The sequence below is a fragment of the Verminephrobacter aporrectodeae subsp. tuberculatae genome (assembly GCF_026127385.1).
Taxonomy (GTDB): domain Bacteria; phylum Pseudomonadota; class Gammaproteobacteria; order Burkholderiales; family Burkholderiaceae_C; genus Acidovorax; species Acidovorax aporrectodeae.
Map to the genome: position 1 here is coordinate 152,700 of NZ_QZCX01000003.1, position 16,940 is coordinate 169,639.

Consider the following 16,940-nt stretch of genomic DNA (forward strand, 5'->3'; position numbering starts at 1 on the left):
CGGGGGCGAGGGAACTACATGCGCGCCACGCCGAACTGCATGCACCGGGGCGCGCGCGCATCGCCCTCGGCGCAGGTGGCCAGGCAGAACGCGAGCACGGCGCGCGTCTCGCGCGGGTCGATCACGCCGTCGTCGAGCAGCAGGCCGCTGGTATGGAACGCGTCGGCCTGGGACTCGAACATGCTCACGATCGCGTCGAACCGGTCCTGGGACTCCCGAGAATCCGGGGAGTTGGCGTCGGCGCCGGGCGGGAGGCCCTTGCGCGCGCGCGCCGCCCGGGTGATGGTCTGCATGGTGCGCGCGGCCTGTTCGCCGCCCATGACGGCGGTCCTCGCGCCGGGCCAGCTGAACAGAAAGCGCGGCGCGTAGCCGCGCCCGCACATGCCGTAGTTTCCCGCGCCGAAGCTCGCGCCGCACTGGATGGTGATCTGCGCCACCGTGGCATTCGCCACGGCCTGGATCATCTTGCTACCGTGCTTGATCATTCCGCCCTGCTCGCTGTCGCGGCCGACCATGAAGCCCGTGGTGTTTTGCAGGTAGACGATGGGCTGGCCCAGCTGGCACATCCACTGGATGAAGTGCGTGGCCTTGTTTGCGCCCGCCACGTCGATGGCGCCGTTGTTGCTGATCAGCCCCACGGGCCGCCCGGCGATGCGCGCCTGCACGCACAGGGTGGCGGCGCCATGGCGGGCCTTGAATTCAAGCAGCTGCGATCCGTCGACGATGCGCGCGATGATCTCGCGCATGTCCACGGGCTGGCGCAGGTCGTCGGGCATGAGGGTCAGCAGATCGTCGGCGGCGAGCAGGGGTTCGGTGCCTTGCGCGCCATCGCCTGGCACGCCCGCAGCCCCCCAGTCCGTGGCCGCGAGCACGGCGCGCGCCAGGCCGATGGCTTCGCGGTCGTCCCGCGCCAGGTACTCGCCCAGGCCCGATACGGCGGTGTGCATCTCGGCGCCGCCCAGTTCCTCCTCGGTGGCGATCTCGCCCGTGGCGGCCTGCAGCAGCGGTGGCCCGGCCAGAAAAGCGTGCGCACGGTGCTGGACCATGATGACCACGTCCGACAACCCCGGCAGGTAGGCGCCGCCCGCCGTGCCCGAGCCGTGCAGCAGCGTGATCACCGGAATCCCCGCCGCCGACAGGCGCGCGAGGTTGCGAAACAGGCTGCCGCCGCGCACGAATTCCTCGACCCGGTAGTGCATGAGGTTGGCGCCCGCGCTCTCCACCAGGTGCACGAAGGGCAGGCGGTTCTGGAGCGCGATCTCCTGCACGCGCAGGAGCTTTTCCAGCCCCATGGGCTGGATCGCCCCGGCCTCGATCCCCGAGTCGCTGGCCACGACCATGCAGCGCACGCCCGAGACAAAGCTGATGCCCGCGATCATGCCGCCGCCGGGAACCGATTTCTGCGTGTCCGGCACGTCCTGCAGGTAGCCGGCCAGGCTGGCCAGCGGCAGCCAGGGCGCGCCCGCGTCCAGCAGCAGGGCCACGCGCTGGCGCGGCAGCAGCTGGCCGCGCCGTTCAAACTGCGGCTGCGCGCGTGCCGAAACGGTCGCGGCGCGCTCTTCCAGCGCGCGCAATACGTCCAGGCGCGCGCGCAGCGCGGCGCGGCGCTGCTGCGCCTCGGGCGCGCCGGCGTTCAGGCGCGAGGAAAAGGTGGGTACGCCTTCGTTCATGGGACCGCAGAGAAATCAGGCTGGCGCTTTTGCATGAAGGCGGACAGCGCCTCGCGCGCGGCGGGCTCGCGCAGCAGCCGGCCAAAGCTGCTGGCCTCCTGCGCCATGGCCGCGAGCACCTGCGCAGCCTGTCCGCTCTTCATCAGGCGCTTGGTCTCGATGAGCGACGCCAACGGCTTGGCCACGAGCTTTCTGGCCTGCGCCTGCGCCACGCCAAGGCACTCGGCCGGCGCGAGCACGCGATTCACCAGGCCCAGCTCCAGCGCCGTCCCGGCCGTGAAGGGCTCGCCCAGGAGCAGCGCCTCGGCGGCACGGTGGTAGCCCATGAGCTGCGGCACCAGCAGGCTGGAGGCCGCCTCGGGGCACAGGCCCAGATTCACGAAGGGCATGGAGAACACCGCGTTCTCGCCCGCGTAGACCAGATCGCAGTGCAGCAGCAGGGTCGTGCCTATGCCCACGGCCGGGCCGCAGACCGCGGCGATCAGGGGCTTGGGGAAGGTCGCCAGAGCGTGCAGAAAGCGGAACACGTGCGCATCCTGCGAGGCCGGCGGCTGCTGCAGAAAATCGCCGATGTCATTGCCCGCGCTGAATACGGTCGTGTCCCCATGGAACATCAGCACGCGCACCTGGGCGTCGTCCCGGGCGGCGTCCAGCGCGTCGGCCATGGCGGCGTACATGGCCGCCGTGACGGCATTTTTGCGCTCCAGCCGATGCAGGCGGATGCTGCTCACGCCCGCTTCGGTGTGCACGAGAATGTCTTTGGTGGTTTCGTTCATGGTGATTTCTCCGGGGTTGCGGAATGCGGGGATGGAGGGCCGGCGCCGTGCTGTGCCCCTCATTCCTTGTAGTAGACGATCTGGTGGCTCGTGGCCAGCATGTGGCCCGCTGCGTTCCATAGCTGCGCGCTCTGGTCGAAGAAACCGTTGCGAAACACCTGACCGCACGCCTGGCCCAGCAGGTAGCCCGAGCCCGTCTCCTGCAACTGCGCGCCGTCCGCATGGAAGTACACGGTGATCGACACCGTTCCCACCGGAACGCGGCGCGCGCGGCGCAGCCACACGCGGGGGAAGAACACGTCGGCCAGCGCGGTCAGCGCGCAGAAGTCCAGCGGGCGCGCGGGCGCGTCACGCATCCAGAACCGCGTGAGGCTGTGCTCCCCGCCGCCGTCCCAGCGCTCGGGAATGGTGCCGCAGATCGGGCGTATTTCATAGCGGTCGAGCCACTCCACGCCCAGGCCCTGGGGCAGCGCCGGCAAGTCCGCGGGCGCGGGCACGTCCGGCATGCGCATGTCGTCCACGCTCCAGGTCTGCCGGCGCAGCGCCGTCACGGCCGTGGCGCTGGTGGTGAGCATGGGCGCGCCGTCGGCGCCGGCCTGTTGCATGGACAGCGTCCAGTGCTGCGTGGAGCGGTTGCTGCGCACGGGCAGGGCCTGCACCGTAAACGGCCCGGCGACCAGCGCCCCGGCGTAGTTCACCGTGAGCGCGAGCGGGTCCCCGAGCCGGTCGGGGTGCTGCATCACGGCCTGCAGCAGGGTCGCGGCCGTGATGCCGCCGAACGGCCCCACCATGTTCCAGTAGCCGGCATGGGTCTGGCCCTCGTACCGGCCTGCGGCTGGGGAAGACGAAGGCGCGGGCCGCAGGCGCAGCGCCTCGTCCAGGGGATGGGGGGAACAAGCCATTGCAGACGGCCTTACTGCACCCGGATCCAGGTCTGCGTGCGGCCGAAGGGGCCGATGGAGCCGCGCACCTCGAGCTTTTGTCCGCCCTCGATGGGCTCCATGCGCAGCGTGTAGTCGCGGCCGTTCTCGGGGTCGAGGATCTTGCCGCCCTCCCACACGTCCTTGCCTTCGGCCTTGCTCGCGCCGCGGATGATTTCCAGCCCCAGCATGGGCCGGCCCTTGCGCTCGTCGCTGCACTTGTCGCAGACATCCTCGGGTTTGGCGGTCTTGGACAGGCGTTTCTCCAGCACGCCGGAGAGCGCGCCGGCGCCCGCATCGCGGATGCGGATTTCTGCCTTGGCCTCGCCCGTCTTGTCGTCGACGTTGCGCCACAGCCCCTCGGGCGTCATCTGCGCCCAGGTCGGCGCCGAAGAGGCCAGGAAAACAATCATCGTCACCGCTTTGAACCGTTTGAACATACACACTCCATGGTTGGGAAAAGCCCGAAAACCTGCCATCCGCGCTGCCGCCGCCGGGTCAGGCCAGGGCCAGATCGGTATCCATCAGAACCCCGCTGCCGGCGCGGGCGCGGGGTATCAGCGTCGCGGTTTCGGGGAACAGCCGGGCGAAATAAAAGCGTGCGGTCTGCAACTTGGCCGGGTAGAACGGATCGGTACTGCCGGCGGCGATCTTGCGCAGGGCCACCTGCGCCATGCGGGCAAAGAAGTAGCCGAACACCAGGTGGCCGGCGGCGCGCAGGTAGTCCACCGCCGCGGCGCCCATCTCGTCGGGGTTCTGCAGGCTGCGCAAACCGATGTCGGTGGTCAGCTCGGTCATCTGCCTGCCCAGGTTGACCACGGGCTCGATGAACTCGGTCATCTTCCCGTTTCCGCCCTCCTCGGCCGCGAGCCGGCCCAGCAGTTGGCCGAACTTCCTGAGCGTGGCGCCGTTGTTGCCCAGAACCTTGCGCCCCAGCAGGTCCAGCGCCTGTATGGTGTTCGTGCCTTCGTAAATCATGTTGATGCGCGCGTCGCGCACATGCTGCTCCATGCCCCATTCGCGGATGTAGCCGTGGCCGCCCAGAACCTGTTGGCACAGCGTGGTGGCTTCGAAGCCATTGTCGGTAGTGAAGGCCTTCACGATGGGGGTCAGCAGCGCCAGCATGTCGGCACAGTCCTGGCGCAGATGGCCGTCGGGGAGGCTGCGCTCCTTGTCGAGCAGCAGCGCGCAGTACAGGGACAGCGCGCGGGCGCCTTCGGCGTAGGCCTTGGCCGTGAGCAGCATCCTGCGCACGTCGGGGTGCACGATGATGGGATCGGCCGGCCGGTCCTTGGCCTTCGCGCCCGAGAGGCTGCGCATCTGGATGCGCTCCCTGGCGTAGACCAGGGCGTTCTGGTAGGCCACCTCGGTCAGACCCAGCGACTGGTTGCCCACGCCCAGGCGCGCGGCGTTCATCATCACGAACATCGCGGCCAGGCCCTGGTGCGGCTGGCCCACGAGGGAGCCGCTGGCGCCCTCGAGCACGAGCTGCGCCGTGGCGTTGCCATGGATTCCCATCTTGTGCTCCAGGCCGGCGCAGTAAATGGCGTTGCGCTCGCCCAGGCTGCCGTCGGCCCGCGGCTCGAACTTGGGTACCACGAACAGGCTGATTCCCTTGCTGCCCGCAGGCGCGTCGGGCAGGCGGGCAAGCACCAGGTGGACGATGTTGCTCGCCAGGTCGTGCTCGCCGGCGGAAATGAAAATCTTCTCTCCGGTGATCCTGTAGCTGCCGTCGGCCCGGGGTTCGGCCCGGGTGCGCAGCAGGCCCAGGTCGGTGCCGCAATGGGACTCGGTCAGGCACATGGTGCCGGTCCATTCGCCGTTGGTGAGCCGGGGCAGATAGAGATCCTTTTGCTCCCGCGTACCGTGCGCATGCAGGCATTCGTAGGCGCCGTGCGAGAGGCCGGGGTACATCGTCCAGGCCTGGTTGGCCGAATTCAGCATCTCGTAGAAGCACTGGTTCAGCACCATGGGCAGGCCCTGGCCGCCGTAGGCGGGGTCGCAGCTCAGCGCCGCCCAACCGCCGGCGACGTACCGGGTGTAGGCCTCCTTGAAACCCTTGGGCGTGCTCACGGCGTGCGTGGTCTGGTCGAGCGTGCAGCCCTCCTCATCGCCACCGATGTTCAGCGGAAAGAGCACCTCGGTGGCGAACTTGCCGCCCTCCTCGAGAACGGCGTCGATCGTGCCTTGATCCAACTGCGCGTGGGGTGCGAGCGCCTGAAGTTCATCGCTGACCCCAAGCACTTCGTGCAGGATGAATTGCATGTCGCGCAGTGGCGGCCGGTAGATGGGCATGGTCTTACTCCTTGGAGGGGGGCTTGGGTTGGAAACCTTGCGCTCGGACGCCACCGGGGCGGGAGCGGGCATGTGGGCACTGTAGCGCGCCAGGATGTTGTGAAACCCCGTGACGGCCCGGTCGATCGATCCCGGGGTCCGCAGGAAACGCGCCTCGTAATGCAGGGCAAGAATGAGGCCGTGGATTTCAAAGAGCATTTGCTCCGCGTCGGTGTCGGCGCGCAGTTCGCCCAGGTCCTTGCAGTACCTGATCGCGCGCTTCATGGCCGCTTGCCAGGCGAGCACGGAGTCCGCCAGCGTGGCCCGCACCGGGCCGCTGCGGTCGTCGAACTCGACCGCGCCGCTGATGTAGATGCAGCCCGAGTCGATTTCCACGGAGGTACGCTTCATCCAGTTGTCAAACAGCGCGCGCAGACGCGCCACGCCGCGCGGCGTGGACAGGGCCGGGTAGAACACCTCCTGCTCGAAGCGCGCGTGGTACTCGCGAATGACGGATATCTGCAACTCCTCGCGCGAGCCGAAATGGGCAAACACGCCCGACTTGCTCATCCCCGTGGCATCGGCCAGTGCCCCGATGGACAGCCCTTCGAGCCCGATGTGCGTGGCCAGGCTCAACGCGGCATCGACGATTGCCGCCTTGGTTTGCTGGCCCTTTTGCAGCACCCGCACGGCGCTACCGCGCGCAACGCGAAGGGGCTGAAGGGGTTCGGAGGAGGCGGACATGGGGGAGGAAATAAAACGAACGTTCGCTCTATTTTGCAACAAATTTGGCGCCGGCGCGTGGGGTGATGTTTGGCCGCCGCATGCGTGGCCTGTGGGCTGGCGTGCAGGTCCGGGGGATTGGCGCGGCGCTGACGGCCCACCAGGAGATGGGCGACGGCGAGGCCCTGACCGATTTGCTTGGGGCAGACCAGCGTGCCGGGTTGAGCGCACGAGCCGGAGGCCAAGCGCTGGTCAGGCTGGGTTGGGGTCTCGACAGCCCCCCCTATTGGGTGCGTATGATCCGCGCCAACACAGCCGCCACGCCTCTTCACAATGCGCAACCTTGGCGGTTTTTTTTGCCCGAAAGAATCCCCCTGCGTTAGAACGGTTGTCGCCTCTTTTCTCGCTCAACAAATTGATGATCATGATTTCACATACTCACTTTCTGTTGTTGGTTGTTGCTGTTACGCGTGCAGGTTGCAGTGGCAAAGATCCGGTGAAAACCGTCGATTGGTACAAGGAAAACACGCCGGAACGATTGGCGCTGGTGGAAAAGTGCAGAGCCAATCCTGGCGAACTGGCGACATCTCCCAACTGTATTAATGCAATTACTGCCGCAAACCAAATTACATTGGATAAGCGTGGCTATGAGAAACGCACTCCAATAAATCTTTCCGGGAGTAAATAAGCATGGCAACCGAAAGTGGGATTTCAACGCATGCCGCAGGCGCGAGGCTACGCCTGGCCTGCAAGACCGCCCGGCATTGATCTGCGCACCCCGCAAGGCTGACGGCAGCCCGCAAGCCGTGCGCCCCCTGCCCAGCCATGCCTTGAGCCCGGCCGAGCGGGCCCGACTACTGGCCATGGCCAACGAACCGCGCTTTGCAGACATTCTGGCGCCACGCACAACGGGTCACACATTGAGGCCATGAGCCTCAACCCTGAACGCGATTCGGTCATCAAGACGCATTCGAGGGCACAGGATACTCAGCCGATGGATGTTTGAATGAGGCGACAACTATCTTGACACGCGCCGCTTTCACATACATGTCCATGACCTTTCCTCACTGAACGGTGGTCAATAAAAATCGCTTCGGGGATGGCCCCGATGCTTTCCGGGAAATTCGACCTGCCTGGTTTGGCCGATCGATGTACTAGCGGGTCCGCAGCAAGGTATTTCGTTTTGCACGCACTTTGCCCGTTCCGCGGCAATGGGTCTTCATCGTGGTGCAATTTGCAAGAAACACAGAATTTACGGAGGGTTTCAGAGCAAACGCTGTGCCAACATATTAAAAATCGTCGACAGGGTCCCACGCAATCCGCACAATGGCGCGCCCGCCCAAGCCTTGCCCCATCAGACCTTCCGCATCCCCATGAGCCACACCCTGTTTGACACCATCATCATTGGCGCGGGAACCGCTGGCGCCTTGCTGAGCAATCGCCTGAGCGCCGACGCCCGCCACCGCGTGCTGCTGATCGAGGCGGGGCACAAGGACGACTACCACTGGATCCACATTCCCGTGGGCTACCTGTACTGCATCGGCAACCCGCGCACCGACTGGCTCTACAGCACGGAACCCGAGGCGGGCCTGAACGGCCGCAGCCTGCGCTACCCGCGCGGCAAGACGCTGGGCGGCTGCAGCAGCATCAACGGCATGATCTACATGCGTGGTCAGGCGCGCGACTACGACCAGTGGGCCGCGCTGACCGGCGACGCGCGCTGGCGCTGGGACGCGGTCCTGCCCTACTTTCGGCGCCACGAAGACCATTGGCGCCTGGACCGGCCGGGGGACGCGGATGAGAATTTCCAACGCCTGCACGGCAACAAGGCCACGGGCAGCAGCGGCGAGTGGCGTGTGGAGAGGCAGCGCCTGCGCTGGGAACTGCTCGACGCGTTCGCCCTGGCCGCGCAGCAGGCGGGAATCCCCGCCACCGACGACTTCAACGGTGGCGACAACGAGGGCGTGGGCTACTTCGAGGTGAACCAGAAAAGCGGCTGGCGCTGGAACACCGCCAAGGCGTTTCTGCGCCCGACCTGCTATGGCCGCGCGAACTTCGAGCTGTGGACCGGCGCGCAGGTCGCCCGGCTCATCGTTCAGCCGCAGCCCGACGGCAGCCAGCGCTGCACCGGCGTGCAGGTCTGGGACGGCCGCGAGATGGTCACGGCCCAGGCCGCTGGCGAGGTGATCCTGAGCGCCGGCGCGGTGAATTCGCCGCAGCTGCTGCAACTCTCGGGAATCGGCCCGGCCGCGCTGCTGCGCGCGCGTGGCATCGACGTGCTGCACGACCTGCCCGGCGTGGGCGCGAATCTGCAGGATCATTTGCAGATCCGGGCGGTGTTCAAGGTCGGCGGCGTGAGCACGCTCAACACCCTGGCCGGCTCGCTCTGGGGCAAGGCCCGGATCGCGCTCGAATACGCTGTCCGGCGCAGCGGCCCCATGAGCATGGCGCCTTCGCAGCTTGGCGCGTTCACGCGCAGCAGCCCGCAGCAGCCGCATCCGAACATCGAGTACCACGTGCAGCCGCTCTCGCTCGACGCATTCGGCGAGCCCCTGCACCGCTTTCCCGCGTTCACGGCCAGCGTGTGCAACCTCAACCCCACGAGCCGTGGCACGGTGCAGATCAGGAGCGCCGACTTCCAGGCCGCCCCCGCGATTGCGCCCAACTACCTGAGCACCCCCGAGGACTGCCAGGTGGCCGCCGACAGCCTGCGCGTGACGCGGCGCATCGTGGCCCAGCCCGCGCTGGCGCGCTACCAGCCGCAGGAGTGGAGGCCCGGAGCGCAGTTCCAGAGCGACGCGGATCTCGCGCGCCTGGCCGGCGATATCGCGAGCACCATCTTCCACCCCGTGGGAACCACGAAGATGGGCCACGCCGGCGATCCGATGGCGGTGCTCGACGCGCAGCTGCGCGTGCGCGGAATCGCGGGGCTGCGCGTGGTGGACGCGGGCGCCATGCCGAGCATCCCCAGCGGCAACACGAATGCGCCCACGCTGATGCTGGCCGAGCGGGCCGCCGAGTGGATCAGCGAAGCGGCGCGCGCACCCCGGGACGCGTAATCAACGCGCGCGGGCTCTGCCCAGGAGTTCACCCGGGCAGGCCGCCGCATCACAGCGGGTGCTCGGTATAGAAGCGCCCCCCGTGGTAGAGCAGGGGCGATGCGCCTGCACGGTGTTCGCAGCGCTCGACCTCGCCCACGAAGATGGTGTGGTCTCCCTCCTGGTAGCGGCTGCGGTTGAAGCATTCGAAGGTGGCTGCGGCGCCGACCAGCAGGGGCGCGCCGCTGATTCCGGGGCGGTGCTCCAGGCCGTCCCAGCGGTCGATTCCGCGTGCGGCGAAACGCTCGGCCAGGGTCTTCTGGTCTGCGGCGAGCACGTGGATGGCGTAGTGCGAGCCGTTGGCAAACGCGGACAGGCTGCTCGCGCCATGCGACAGGCTCCACAGGACCAGCGGCGGATCGAGCGACACCGAGTTGAAGGAGTTGGCCGTGAGCCCCACCAGAGCGCCCGCCGCGTTGCGTGCGGTGACGATGGTCACGCCCGTGGCAAACATCCCCAGCGCCGTGCGAAATTCGCGGCGCGAGAAACTCGGGGGCAGCGCCAGCACAGGGCGTGGAAGAGATCGGTTCACGGGCGGTGCGCGCGCAGGGGGCAGGTATTCATGGCCGCAGCGCGTCCGTGGAGCGCGCCGCTGCCTGGAAGAAGTCGTTTGCCTCAGCGACGGCGCGCGCATCTGCCTGCACCGCGCCGGGTGGCCCGCCCTGCCCCCACAGCGCGCCGCCCCAGCGCATGCCCAGGAACTTGGCGCACAGGATGAGGGAATCGATCATCGGCTGCGCCCGGGCGCGGTCGCCGCTGGTGGTGATGAGCGACAGGGTCTTGGCACCCATGGGCTCCTTGAAGGCCAGACCCGGAACCCGCATCCAGGCGCTCCAGTGGTCCAGATAGGTCTTGAGCGGCGAGGGAATGCTGTACCAGTAAACGGGCGAGACGAACACGATGTGCTCAGCCGCCAGCGTGGCGTCGAGCAGTGTTCTCATGTCCCCCTCGGGGGGCTGGTAGCTCCCCGTGGTGTGGCGCTGGTCGATGAAGGGCGGCAGGTCCATGTGCGCCAAGTGGTGCCAGGTTTGCGTGCTGCCAGCGGGCAAGGTGTCGGCGGCCCGGCGTGCCAGCCATTCGGTGTTGCCCACCTGACCCGGCGCGCGGCTGGAGGTGCTGAGAAAGAGATGCTGCAGACAGTGTGGTGTGGACATGGCCGGGATCGTAGCGCTCCCGGCCCGTGTCTGCTACCGTCCGCCGCCTGGCGCCGGCTCTCGGCTCAGGCCGCGACCACGGGGCTGCGCGGCGCGGCCGCCACGGCGCCCAGAAAGCTGAAGTTCATGCTCGGCTGCTCGCCGCTGATGAGCGCTGCCAGCGCCTTTCCCGAACCCGCGCCATGCGTCCAGCCCAGCGTTCCATGGCCGGCGTTCACCCACAGCCCGCGCACGCGCGTCTGGCCGATGAACGGGATGTTCGTCGGCGTGGCCGGGCGCAGGCCCGCCCAGTGCTGCGGGTTGCCGCCCTGCTCCGGCGCGCGCGTGTCGCACACGCCGGGCAGGACTTCCTCGATGCGCTGCGACAGCATGCGGCAGCGCGCCCTGGCCACGGCGCCGTCGAGCGACAGGTCGAAGCCGCCCAGTTCGATGGTTCCGGCCACGCGCAGCGTATTGCCCAGGCGGCTGATGGCGATCTTGCGGCTGTCGTCGATGCTCGACACCAGGGGCGCGGCGTCGGGTTGCAGCAGGGGGAACGTGGCGCTATAGCCCTTGCCGGGGTAGATCGGCAGGTCCACGCCGACGCCGCGCAGCAACGGCGCGCTGTAGGAGCCGCAGGCGACGACGACGGCGTCGGCCTGCAGCACGAGGCTGCTGCCCGCGCCGGGTTCGCGCGGCATGGTGGCGACGGAGTCGATGGCGTCGCCGCTCCGGTTGAGCCGCAGCACGTCGTGGCCGTACAGGAACTGCGCGCCGCGCGCCGCGCAGCGGCGCGCGAGCTCTTGCGTGAAGACGCGGGCGTCGCCGCTTTCGTCGGTGCCGGTGTAGGTGCCGCCGACGATGCGCGCGCCATAGGGCCTGAACGCGGGCTCGATCTGCAGCAGTTCCTCGCGGCTGATCAGGCGGCGCTGCACGCCGTGCCGGCGCATGAGCTCGGCCGCGTGGCCCGCGGCGTCGAACGATTTCTGGTCGGTGTAGAAGTGGACGATGCCGCGTTCGAGCCGGTTGTATTCGATCCCCGTGGTGCGCACCAAGTCTTTCAGCGCGGCGTGGCTGTACGCGCCGAGCGCGACGATCTGCGCCACGTTGCGCTCGAACGCCGCGTCGTTGCACTGCGCGAGGAACTGCAGGCCCCAGCGCCATTGCCGCCAGTCCCACTGCGGGCGCAGCAACAGCGGGGCCTGCTTGTCGAACATCCATTTGAGGGCCTTGAGCGGTGCATCGCGGTTCGCCCAGGGCTCGCAGTAGCTCACCGAGATCTGCGCTGCGTTCGCGAAACTGGTCTCCAGCGCAGCGTCGGGCTGGCGCTCGACGATGGTGACCCGGTGGCCGCGCTCGAGCAGGTGCCAGGCCGTGCTCACGCCGATGATTCCGGCGCCTAAGACAATGGTGTTCATGCGGGGCAGTGTGCGCGAGATTGCGCGCGGCCAAAAGCAAAATTAAACTTGTTCCAAAAACATCAGCGCATCTAATCCCTTATCTCCACCGGGCCGGCGTGCCCCGCAGACCATGAGCACCTACGATCCAGTCGCCCTGGAATGCCTTGCCGCCATCGTTGAAGAAGGCGGTTTCGAGCGCGCTGCGCAGCGCCTGAACGTCACCCAGTCGGCCGTGTCGCAGCGCCTGCGCGCGCTCGAAGCGCAGGTGGGCTCGGTGCTCATCGTGCGCAGCCGGCCGCTGCGGCCCACGCCGGCCGGGCGGCTATTGCTCAAGCACACCCAGCAGCAGCGGCTGCTGCGCGCCGACCTGGAGCGCGACTTGCAGGAACTGACGCCGCACACGCCCGACGGCACGCGCGAGGACGAGCGCATCTCGATCGCCATCAACGCCGACAGCATCGCCACCTGGGCCATGGGCGCGCTGCACGACCTGGTGCGCCAGCATCTGCCGCTGGAAATCATCGTCGACGACCAGGACTTCACCCAGGAATGGCTGCGCTCGGGCCAGGTGCTCGGCTGCGTGACCACGCTCGAACAGGCGCTGCGCGGCTGCAAGATGCTTCCCCTGGGGGCCATGCACTACGTGGCCGTGGCGTCCACGGACTACGCGCAGCAGTACCTGCCGCAGGGGCTGACGCCGCATAACTTTCGCGAGGTGTCGTTCCTGTCGTTCAACCGCAAGGACGATATGGCCGCGGAATTCGTCGCGCGCGCGTTCGGGCTCCACCGCGTGGCGCTCAAGCACCTGTTCGTTCCGGGGTCGGAGGCGCAGATGCGCGCCGTGGCCGCAGGCTGGGCCGTGGGCGTGGTGCCCGAGTTGCTGGCGCGCGACCCGATCGCAAACGGCAGCATGGTGGACCTGGCGCCCGGCAGGTCGCTGCCGATCCAGTTGTACTGGCATTGCTGGAATCTGGAATCGGAACTGCTCGACACCCTGTCGCGCGCGCTCATGCGCGCCGCAACCCGGTCGCTGTCCACCTGAACGTCCCGGACCCGGGCCCGGACCGTCAGCGCACGAGCAGCACGGGAATCTTGCTGTGCGCCAGCACCCGCGTGGTGACCGCGCCGAGCACCAGCGTGGCAAGGGCGCCATGGCCGTGCGAGCCCATGACCAGCAGGTCGAAGCGGCCGGTGTCGGCCACCTTGGCAATGGTCTCGCCAATCGCGCCCACCTTGACGCAGCGCTTGGCCTCGATGCCATGGCGTGCGAGAAACTTGCACACCGGAGCGAGGATCGCTTCGGCCTCTTCCTCGTAGTAGGCGTCCACGACCTCCTTGCCCAAGGCGGCGCGTGCCCGTGCGGGCAGCGGGGGCTGCACCGTGAGCAGGGTGTACGCGTGGCTGTTGCCGAGCAGGTCCTCGTGCGTGCTCAGATAGGCCAGCATTTTTTTGGTATAGGCGCTGCCATCGACGGCGAGCAGGATGTTCATGGTGTTCTCTCCGGGAAGGGATGGCGCAGACTACGCTGCGCGGGCGCCTGGCTTCTTGACCTGGGTCAGGTTTTTCCTGTGCGCAGCGAGCCATGCCCGCCGCGCGCCGATCATACGGCGATCGAGCCGCGCGGCTGGAACGCCGTCTGCTCGCCCTTGCGCGCGTAGCCCAGGGGGTTGGCGACCACACGGCATTGCCAGGCGGAACCATCGCTGCGCGTGCCCTGGACCCAGTAGTCGCTGGGCGCGTGCAGGTGCCCGTGCAGCCACAGCCGGGCCCGCGCGAGCAGCGCGTCGAGCGCGTTGCAAAAGCCCGCGGTTGCGGGAACCAGCCCATAGCGCGGGTCGGCGCTGCGCAGGCTGGGGGCAAAGTGCGTGACCACGACGGTCGGCCCTGCGAACGGTACCTGCAGCGCGGCCTCGAGCCATTGCTGGCAGGCCAGCGCCTGCGCGCGCATGGGTTCGGCGAGAAACGGCACCCCGGCGCGCGTCCCCCCGGTCCTGCGCAAATAGAAGTTGGCTGCGCGAAAGGCCTTGTCGCGCAGCTTCAGCCGCAGCCCGGGGTCGTTCGGGCCTGCGCCGCCGGCGAGCGCGTCGAAGTCGCTCCAGAGGGTGGTGCCGACGAAGCGCACGCCCTGCAGCAGCACGCTCTCGCGCTCCAGCCAGGTAATCCCCAGGCGCTCGCAGGTGCACCGCAGCCGCTGATGCGCGGCGTCGAAGTCCAGGGCGTCGTATTCGTGGTTGCCGGGGACGAAAAGCACTGGCGTGGGCCAGCCCGCGTACTGCGGCAGCGGCGAGAAACGGGCCAGGCCAAAGTCGTCGTCGCCGAGCTGCGATCCGGGCTGGTACGAGCCGATGTCGCCCGCGAGCACCAGCACGCTGGCGTCCGGGGTCGGTTCCGGAACGAAGTGCGGCTGCACCTCGAGGTGCAGGTCGGACAGGAGCTGGATGTTCATTCGGGGCGCGCTTTGGGCGCTTGGGGTGGGGGCTGCGGGGCCCCATTTCATCAGAATCACCGACCCCACCAGCAGCCGGGCACGCGCACGCGCGGCTCAGACCCCGCGCACGAGCATGCGGCCCGCGCGTGCGCGCACCCCGGCGGAGTCGCCGCCGCGGTAGGTCAGCACGCCGTTGACGAACACCTGGTCGATTCCCCGGCTCAGGCCGCGCGGCTGCTCGTAGGTGGCGGTGTCGGCGATGCTTTCGGGGTCGAACACCACCACGTCGGCCATGGCGCCCGCGCGCAGCAGCCCGCGCCCGGCGATGCGCAGATTGCGCGCCGTCATCCCGGTCATTTTGTGCACCGCCTGCTCCAGCGTGAACAGGCGGCGCTCGCGCCAGTAGCGCGCGAACACGCGCGGGAACGTGCCCCACAGGCGCGGGTGCGGGTGGCGGTCGTGCGGCAGGCCGTCGCTGCCGATCATGCTCAGCGGGTGCGCGATGACGCGCTCCACGTCTTCTTCGTGCATCTGGAAATAGCAGGCGCCGCCGGGCTGGAGCCGCAGGCAGGCCTGCTGCTCGGTGCAGCCCCATGCGCGCGCGATGTCGGAGAGCAGGCGGCCCGCCATCCCGGGGTGCGGGTCGGACCAGGTGAGCAGCACGTCGATGACGCCGTCCACCAAGTCCTCGCGCAGCAGGGTGGATCCGGCCACGTAGGGGTAGGCGTCGAGCGCGATCCTCTGGCGCTGCGCGAGCGCCTCGATCAGCGCCAGCGTCTCCCGCGTGCGGCCCCAGTTCGCGCGCCCGGCGCATTTGTGGTGCGAGATGACGAGCGGCACGCCGGCGCTGAACGCGCAATCGCCGGCCTCGTGCAGGGCTTCGACGATCTGCTGCATCTCGCTGCGCAGGTGCGTGGCGTAGACGCCGCCGTGGCGCGCCACCACGCGCGCCAGCGCCGTCACCTCCTCGGCCGGCGCGGCAAAGGCCTCGGCGTAGAACAGGCCCGACGACATGCCATGCGCGCCATCGGCCATGCAGTCGTCGAGCAGCGCCTGCATGCGCGCCAGTTCGTCGGCGCTGGCCGCCCGGTCGAGCGCCTGCATGCTCGCGTAGCGCAGCGTGGTGTGGCCGACGAGCGCGGCCACGTTGAGCGCGGGCCGCGCCGCGTCCACGGCCGCGCGGTACGCGGCCATGCTCGCGTACTCGAAGGCCTGCGCGCCGAGCAGCGTGAGCGGCGGCCCGGCCCGCGGCGTGCGGTACGGCGCGAGCGAGATGCCGCAGTTGCCCGTGACCACGGTGGTGATTCCCTGCGACAGCTTGGGCAGGCACAGCGGGTCGTGCAGCACGCTCGCGTCGTCGTGCGTGTGCGCGTCGATGAAGCCGGGGGCGATCACCCGGGCGCGGCAATCGACGCGCTCGACGTCGGACGGCGTCAGCCCGTCGGGCAAGCGCGCGCGCAGGTCCACGCCCAGCGCGGCGATGCGCGCACCCCGCAGCAGAAGGTCACCGGTCCACGCGGGGTCGCCCGACCCATCGACCACGAGTCCCGCTTCGAGCAGGATCGCCTTGCCTGCCGCGCTCACGCTGTGGCGCCCTTGGCGTCGCCGTCGCCGTTGTCGTCGCTGTCGGGATCGTCCCAGCTTTGCAGCGGATGGACCGCCGTGTCGATGCCGTGGCGCCGGAACGCCTCGCGCGTGCGCTGCAGGCGCTGCACCGCGGACGCGCCGCGGCGCTGGGCCACGAGCACGGTCAGGATCTCGATGGCGGTCAGGTGCGTGAGGTAGGCGTCGATTCCCACGTGCATCACCGCGTCGTCGGGCACCGACAGCCCCAGCAGAAAGTCGGCCCTGGCGGCGAGCGCCGTTCCCGGCCGCGTGAGCGCGACCAGCCTGGCGCCCTGCGCGCGCGCGATGTCCACGGCGTCGAGCAGCGAGGGCATTCCGCCGACGTGCGAGATCGCGATCACCACGCCGCCCGGTCGCTGCGCCGCGCCGGCCACCTGCTGCAGGTGGTAGTCGGCCCAGGCGGTGGCCGACAGGCCGAGGCGAAACAGCCGCGCCTGCAGGTCGCAGGCCATGAACCACGAGGTGGCGCCCGCGCCGTACAGGTCGACGTGCGGCGCGGCCGCGATCGCCGCCACGGCGGCGTCGAGCACCGGTACGTCGAGCTGGCCGCGCACGCCCGAGACCGACGCCGCAGCGCTGCGCGCGATCTTGTCGACCACGGCGTCGGTCGCGTCCTCGATGCTCACGCGGCGGTGCAGCGGCGAGCCGCCGAGCGCCAGTTCCTGCGCGAGCGCGAGCTTGAACTCGCGCAGCCCGGCAAAGCCGAGGTCGCGGCAGGTGCGCATGATCGTCGGCACCGAGCTGCGCGAGCGCTCGGCCAGCTGCTCGAAGCTCTCCTGAAGAACGCGGTCGGGGTCTTCGAGGATCAGTTCGAGAATCGCGCGCCGCGTCGCCGGGGCGTGGCTGCGCAACGCAGCGATCTTCTGCAACAGGCAGGGGGTCATCGGCGCGC

The 16,940-nt window shown here is 68.8% G+C and carries 15 protein-coding genes and 1 pseudogene; 3 read left to right on the forward strand and 13 right to left on the reverse strand.

The features are described 5' to 3' along the window. Window positions 1-14: 14 nt before the first annotated feature. The 6 genes and pseudogenes from D5041_RS15715 to D5041_RS22170 all read right to left on the reverse strand — a co-directional run. Window positions 15-1,670 (reverse strand): acyl-CoA carboxylase subunit beta, encoded by a 1,656-nt coding sequence (locus tag D5041_RS15715; protein ID WP_265256691.1) that lies wholly within the window; start codon window positions 1,668-1,670, stop codon window positions 15-17. Next, window positions 1,667-2,446, reverse strand: a complete 780-nt coding sequence (locus D5041_RS15720) for an enoyl-CoA hydratase (RefSeq protein ID WP_265285182.1) — start codon at window positions 2,444-2,446, stop codon at window positions 1,667-1,669. The genes D5041_RS15715 and D5041_RS15720 overlap by 4 nt, the downstream gene beginning before the upstream one ends. Window positions 2,447-2,505: 59 nt before the next feature. Further along, a complete protein-coding gene (locus D5041_RS15725) occupies window positions 2,506-3,348 on the reverse strand; it encodes an acyl-CoA thioesterase (RefSeq protein ID WP_265285183.1) in 843 nt (280 codons plus the stop codon). A gap of 11 nt (window positions 3,349-3,359) precedes the next feature. Then, window positions 3,360-3,806, reverse strand: a complete 447-nt coding sequence (locus D5041_RS15730; RefSeq protein WP_010110147.1) for a DUF2147 domain-containing protein — start codon at window positions 3,804-3,806, stop codon at window positions 3,360-3,362. A gap of 58 nt (window positions 3,807-3,864) precedes the next feature. Next, window positions 3,865-5,661 (reverse strand): acyl-CoA dehydrogenase C-terminal domain-containing protein, encoded by a 1,797-nt coding sequence (locus D5041_RS15735; protein WP_265280687.1) that lies wholly within the window; start codon window positions 5,659-5,661, stop codon window positions 3,865-3,867. Window positions 5,662-5,778: 117 nt separating this feature from the next. Continuing rightward, window positions 5,779-6,384 (reverse strand): annotated as a pseudogene (locus D5041_RS22170) (TetR/AcrR family transcriptional regulator); the annotation flags it as partial. A gap of 322 nt (window positions 6,385-6,706) precedes the next feature. Here D5041_RS22170 and D5041_RS15745 point away from each other — a divergent pair. Further along, window positions 6,707-7,051: an EexN family lipoprotein gene (locus D5041_RS15745; RefSeq protein WP_265285184.1), complete on the forward strand. Its 345-nt coding sequence runs from the start codon at window positions 6,707-6,709 to the stop codon at window positions 7,049-7,051. Between the two features lie 685 nt (window positions 7,052-7,736). Continuing rightward, entirely contained in the window at window positions 7,737-9,422 is a 1,686-nt protein-coding gene (locus D5041_RS15750; RefSeq protein ID WP_265280689.1) for a GMC family oxidoreductase, read from the forward strand. Window positions 9,423-9,471: 49 nt separating this feature from the next. Here D5041_RS15750 and D5041_RS15755 read toward each other — a convergent pair whose 3' ends face one another. The 3 genes from D5041_RS15755 to D5041_RS15765 form a co-directional block, all read right to left on the reverse strand. Further along, window positions 9,472-9,993 (reverse strand): flavin reductase family protein, encoded by a 522-nt coding sequence (locus D5041_RS15755; protein WP_029554062.1) that lies wholly within the window; start codon window positions 9,991-9,993, stop codon window positions 9,472-9,474. A 28-nt stretch (window positions 9,994-10,021) separates the two neighbouring features. Next, the gene (locus D5041_RS15760) at window positions 10,022-10,615 is read right to left on the reverse strand and encodes a flavodoxin family protein (protein ID WP_010100782.1); all 594 of its coding nucleotides are present in this window, start codon (window positions 10,613-10,615) and stop codon (window positions 10,022-10,024) included. A 65-nt stretch (window positions 10,616-10,680) separates the two neighbouring features. Then, window positions 10,681-12,012, reverse strand: coding sequence for a D-amino acid dehydrogenase (locus D5041_RS15765; RefSeq protein ID WP_010100781.1), 1,332 nt, complete (start codon window positions 12,010-12,012; stop codon window positions 10,681-10,683). A gap of 112 nt (window positions 12,013-12,124) precedes the next feature. On the opposite strand from D5041_RS15765, the gene D5041_RS15770 reads away from it, so the two are divergent. Beyond that, complete coding sequence (locus D5041_RS15770) at window positions 12,125-13,036, forward strand: LysR family transcriptional regulator ArgP (protein ID WP_265280691.1); 912 nt, start codon at window positions 12,125-12,127, stop codon at window positions 13,034-13,036. A 25-nt stretch (window positions 13,037-13,061) separates the two neighbouring features. Here D5041_RS15770 and D5041_RS15775 read toward each other — a convergent pair whose 3' ends face one another. The 4 genes from D5041_RS15775 to D5041_RS15790 form a co-directional block, all read right to left on the reverse strand. Beyond that, window positions 13,062-13,484, reverse strand: coding sequence for a universal stress protein (locus D5041_RS15775; protein WP_010100774.1), 423 nt, complete (start codon window positions 13,482-13,484; stop codon window positions 13,062-13,064). A gap of 110 nt (window positions 13,485-13,594) precedes the next feature. Further along, complete coding sequence (locus D5041_RS15780; RefSeq protein WP_010100772.1) at window positions 13,595-14,440, reverse strand: metallophosphoesterase; 846 nt, start codon at window positions 14,438-14,440, stop codon at window positions 13,595-13,597. A 96-nt stretch (window positions 14,441-14,536) separates the two neighbouring features. After that, on the reverse strand, window positions 14,537-16,006 hold the full coding sequence (locus tag D5041_RS15785) for an N-acyl-D-amino-acid deacylase family protein (protein ID WP_265256702.1): 1,470 nt from the start codon (window positions 16,004-16,006) through the stop codon (window positions 14,537-14,539). Next, complete coding sequence (locus D5041_RS15790) at window positions 16,003-16,932, reverse strand: MurR/RpiR family transcriptional regulator (RefSeq protein WP_265285185.1); 930 nt, start codon at window positions 16,930-16,932, stop codon at window positions 16,003-16,005. The genes D5041_RS15785 and D5041_RS15790 overlap by 4 nt, the downstream gene beginning before the upstream one ends. Between the last annotated feature and the right edge of the window lie 8 nt (window positions 16,933-16,940).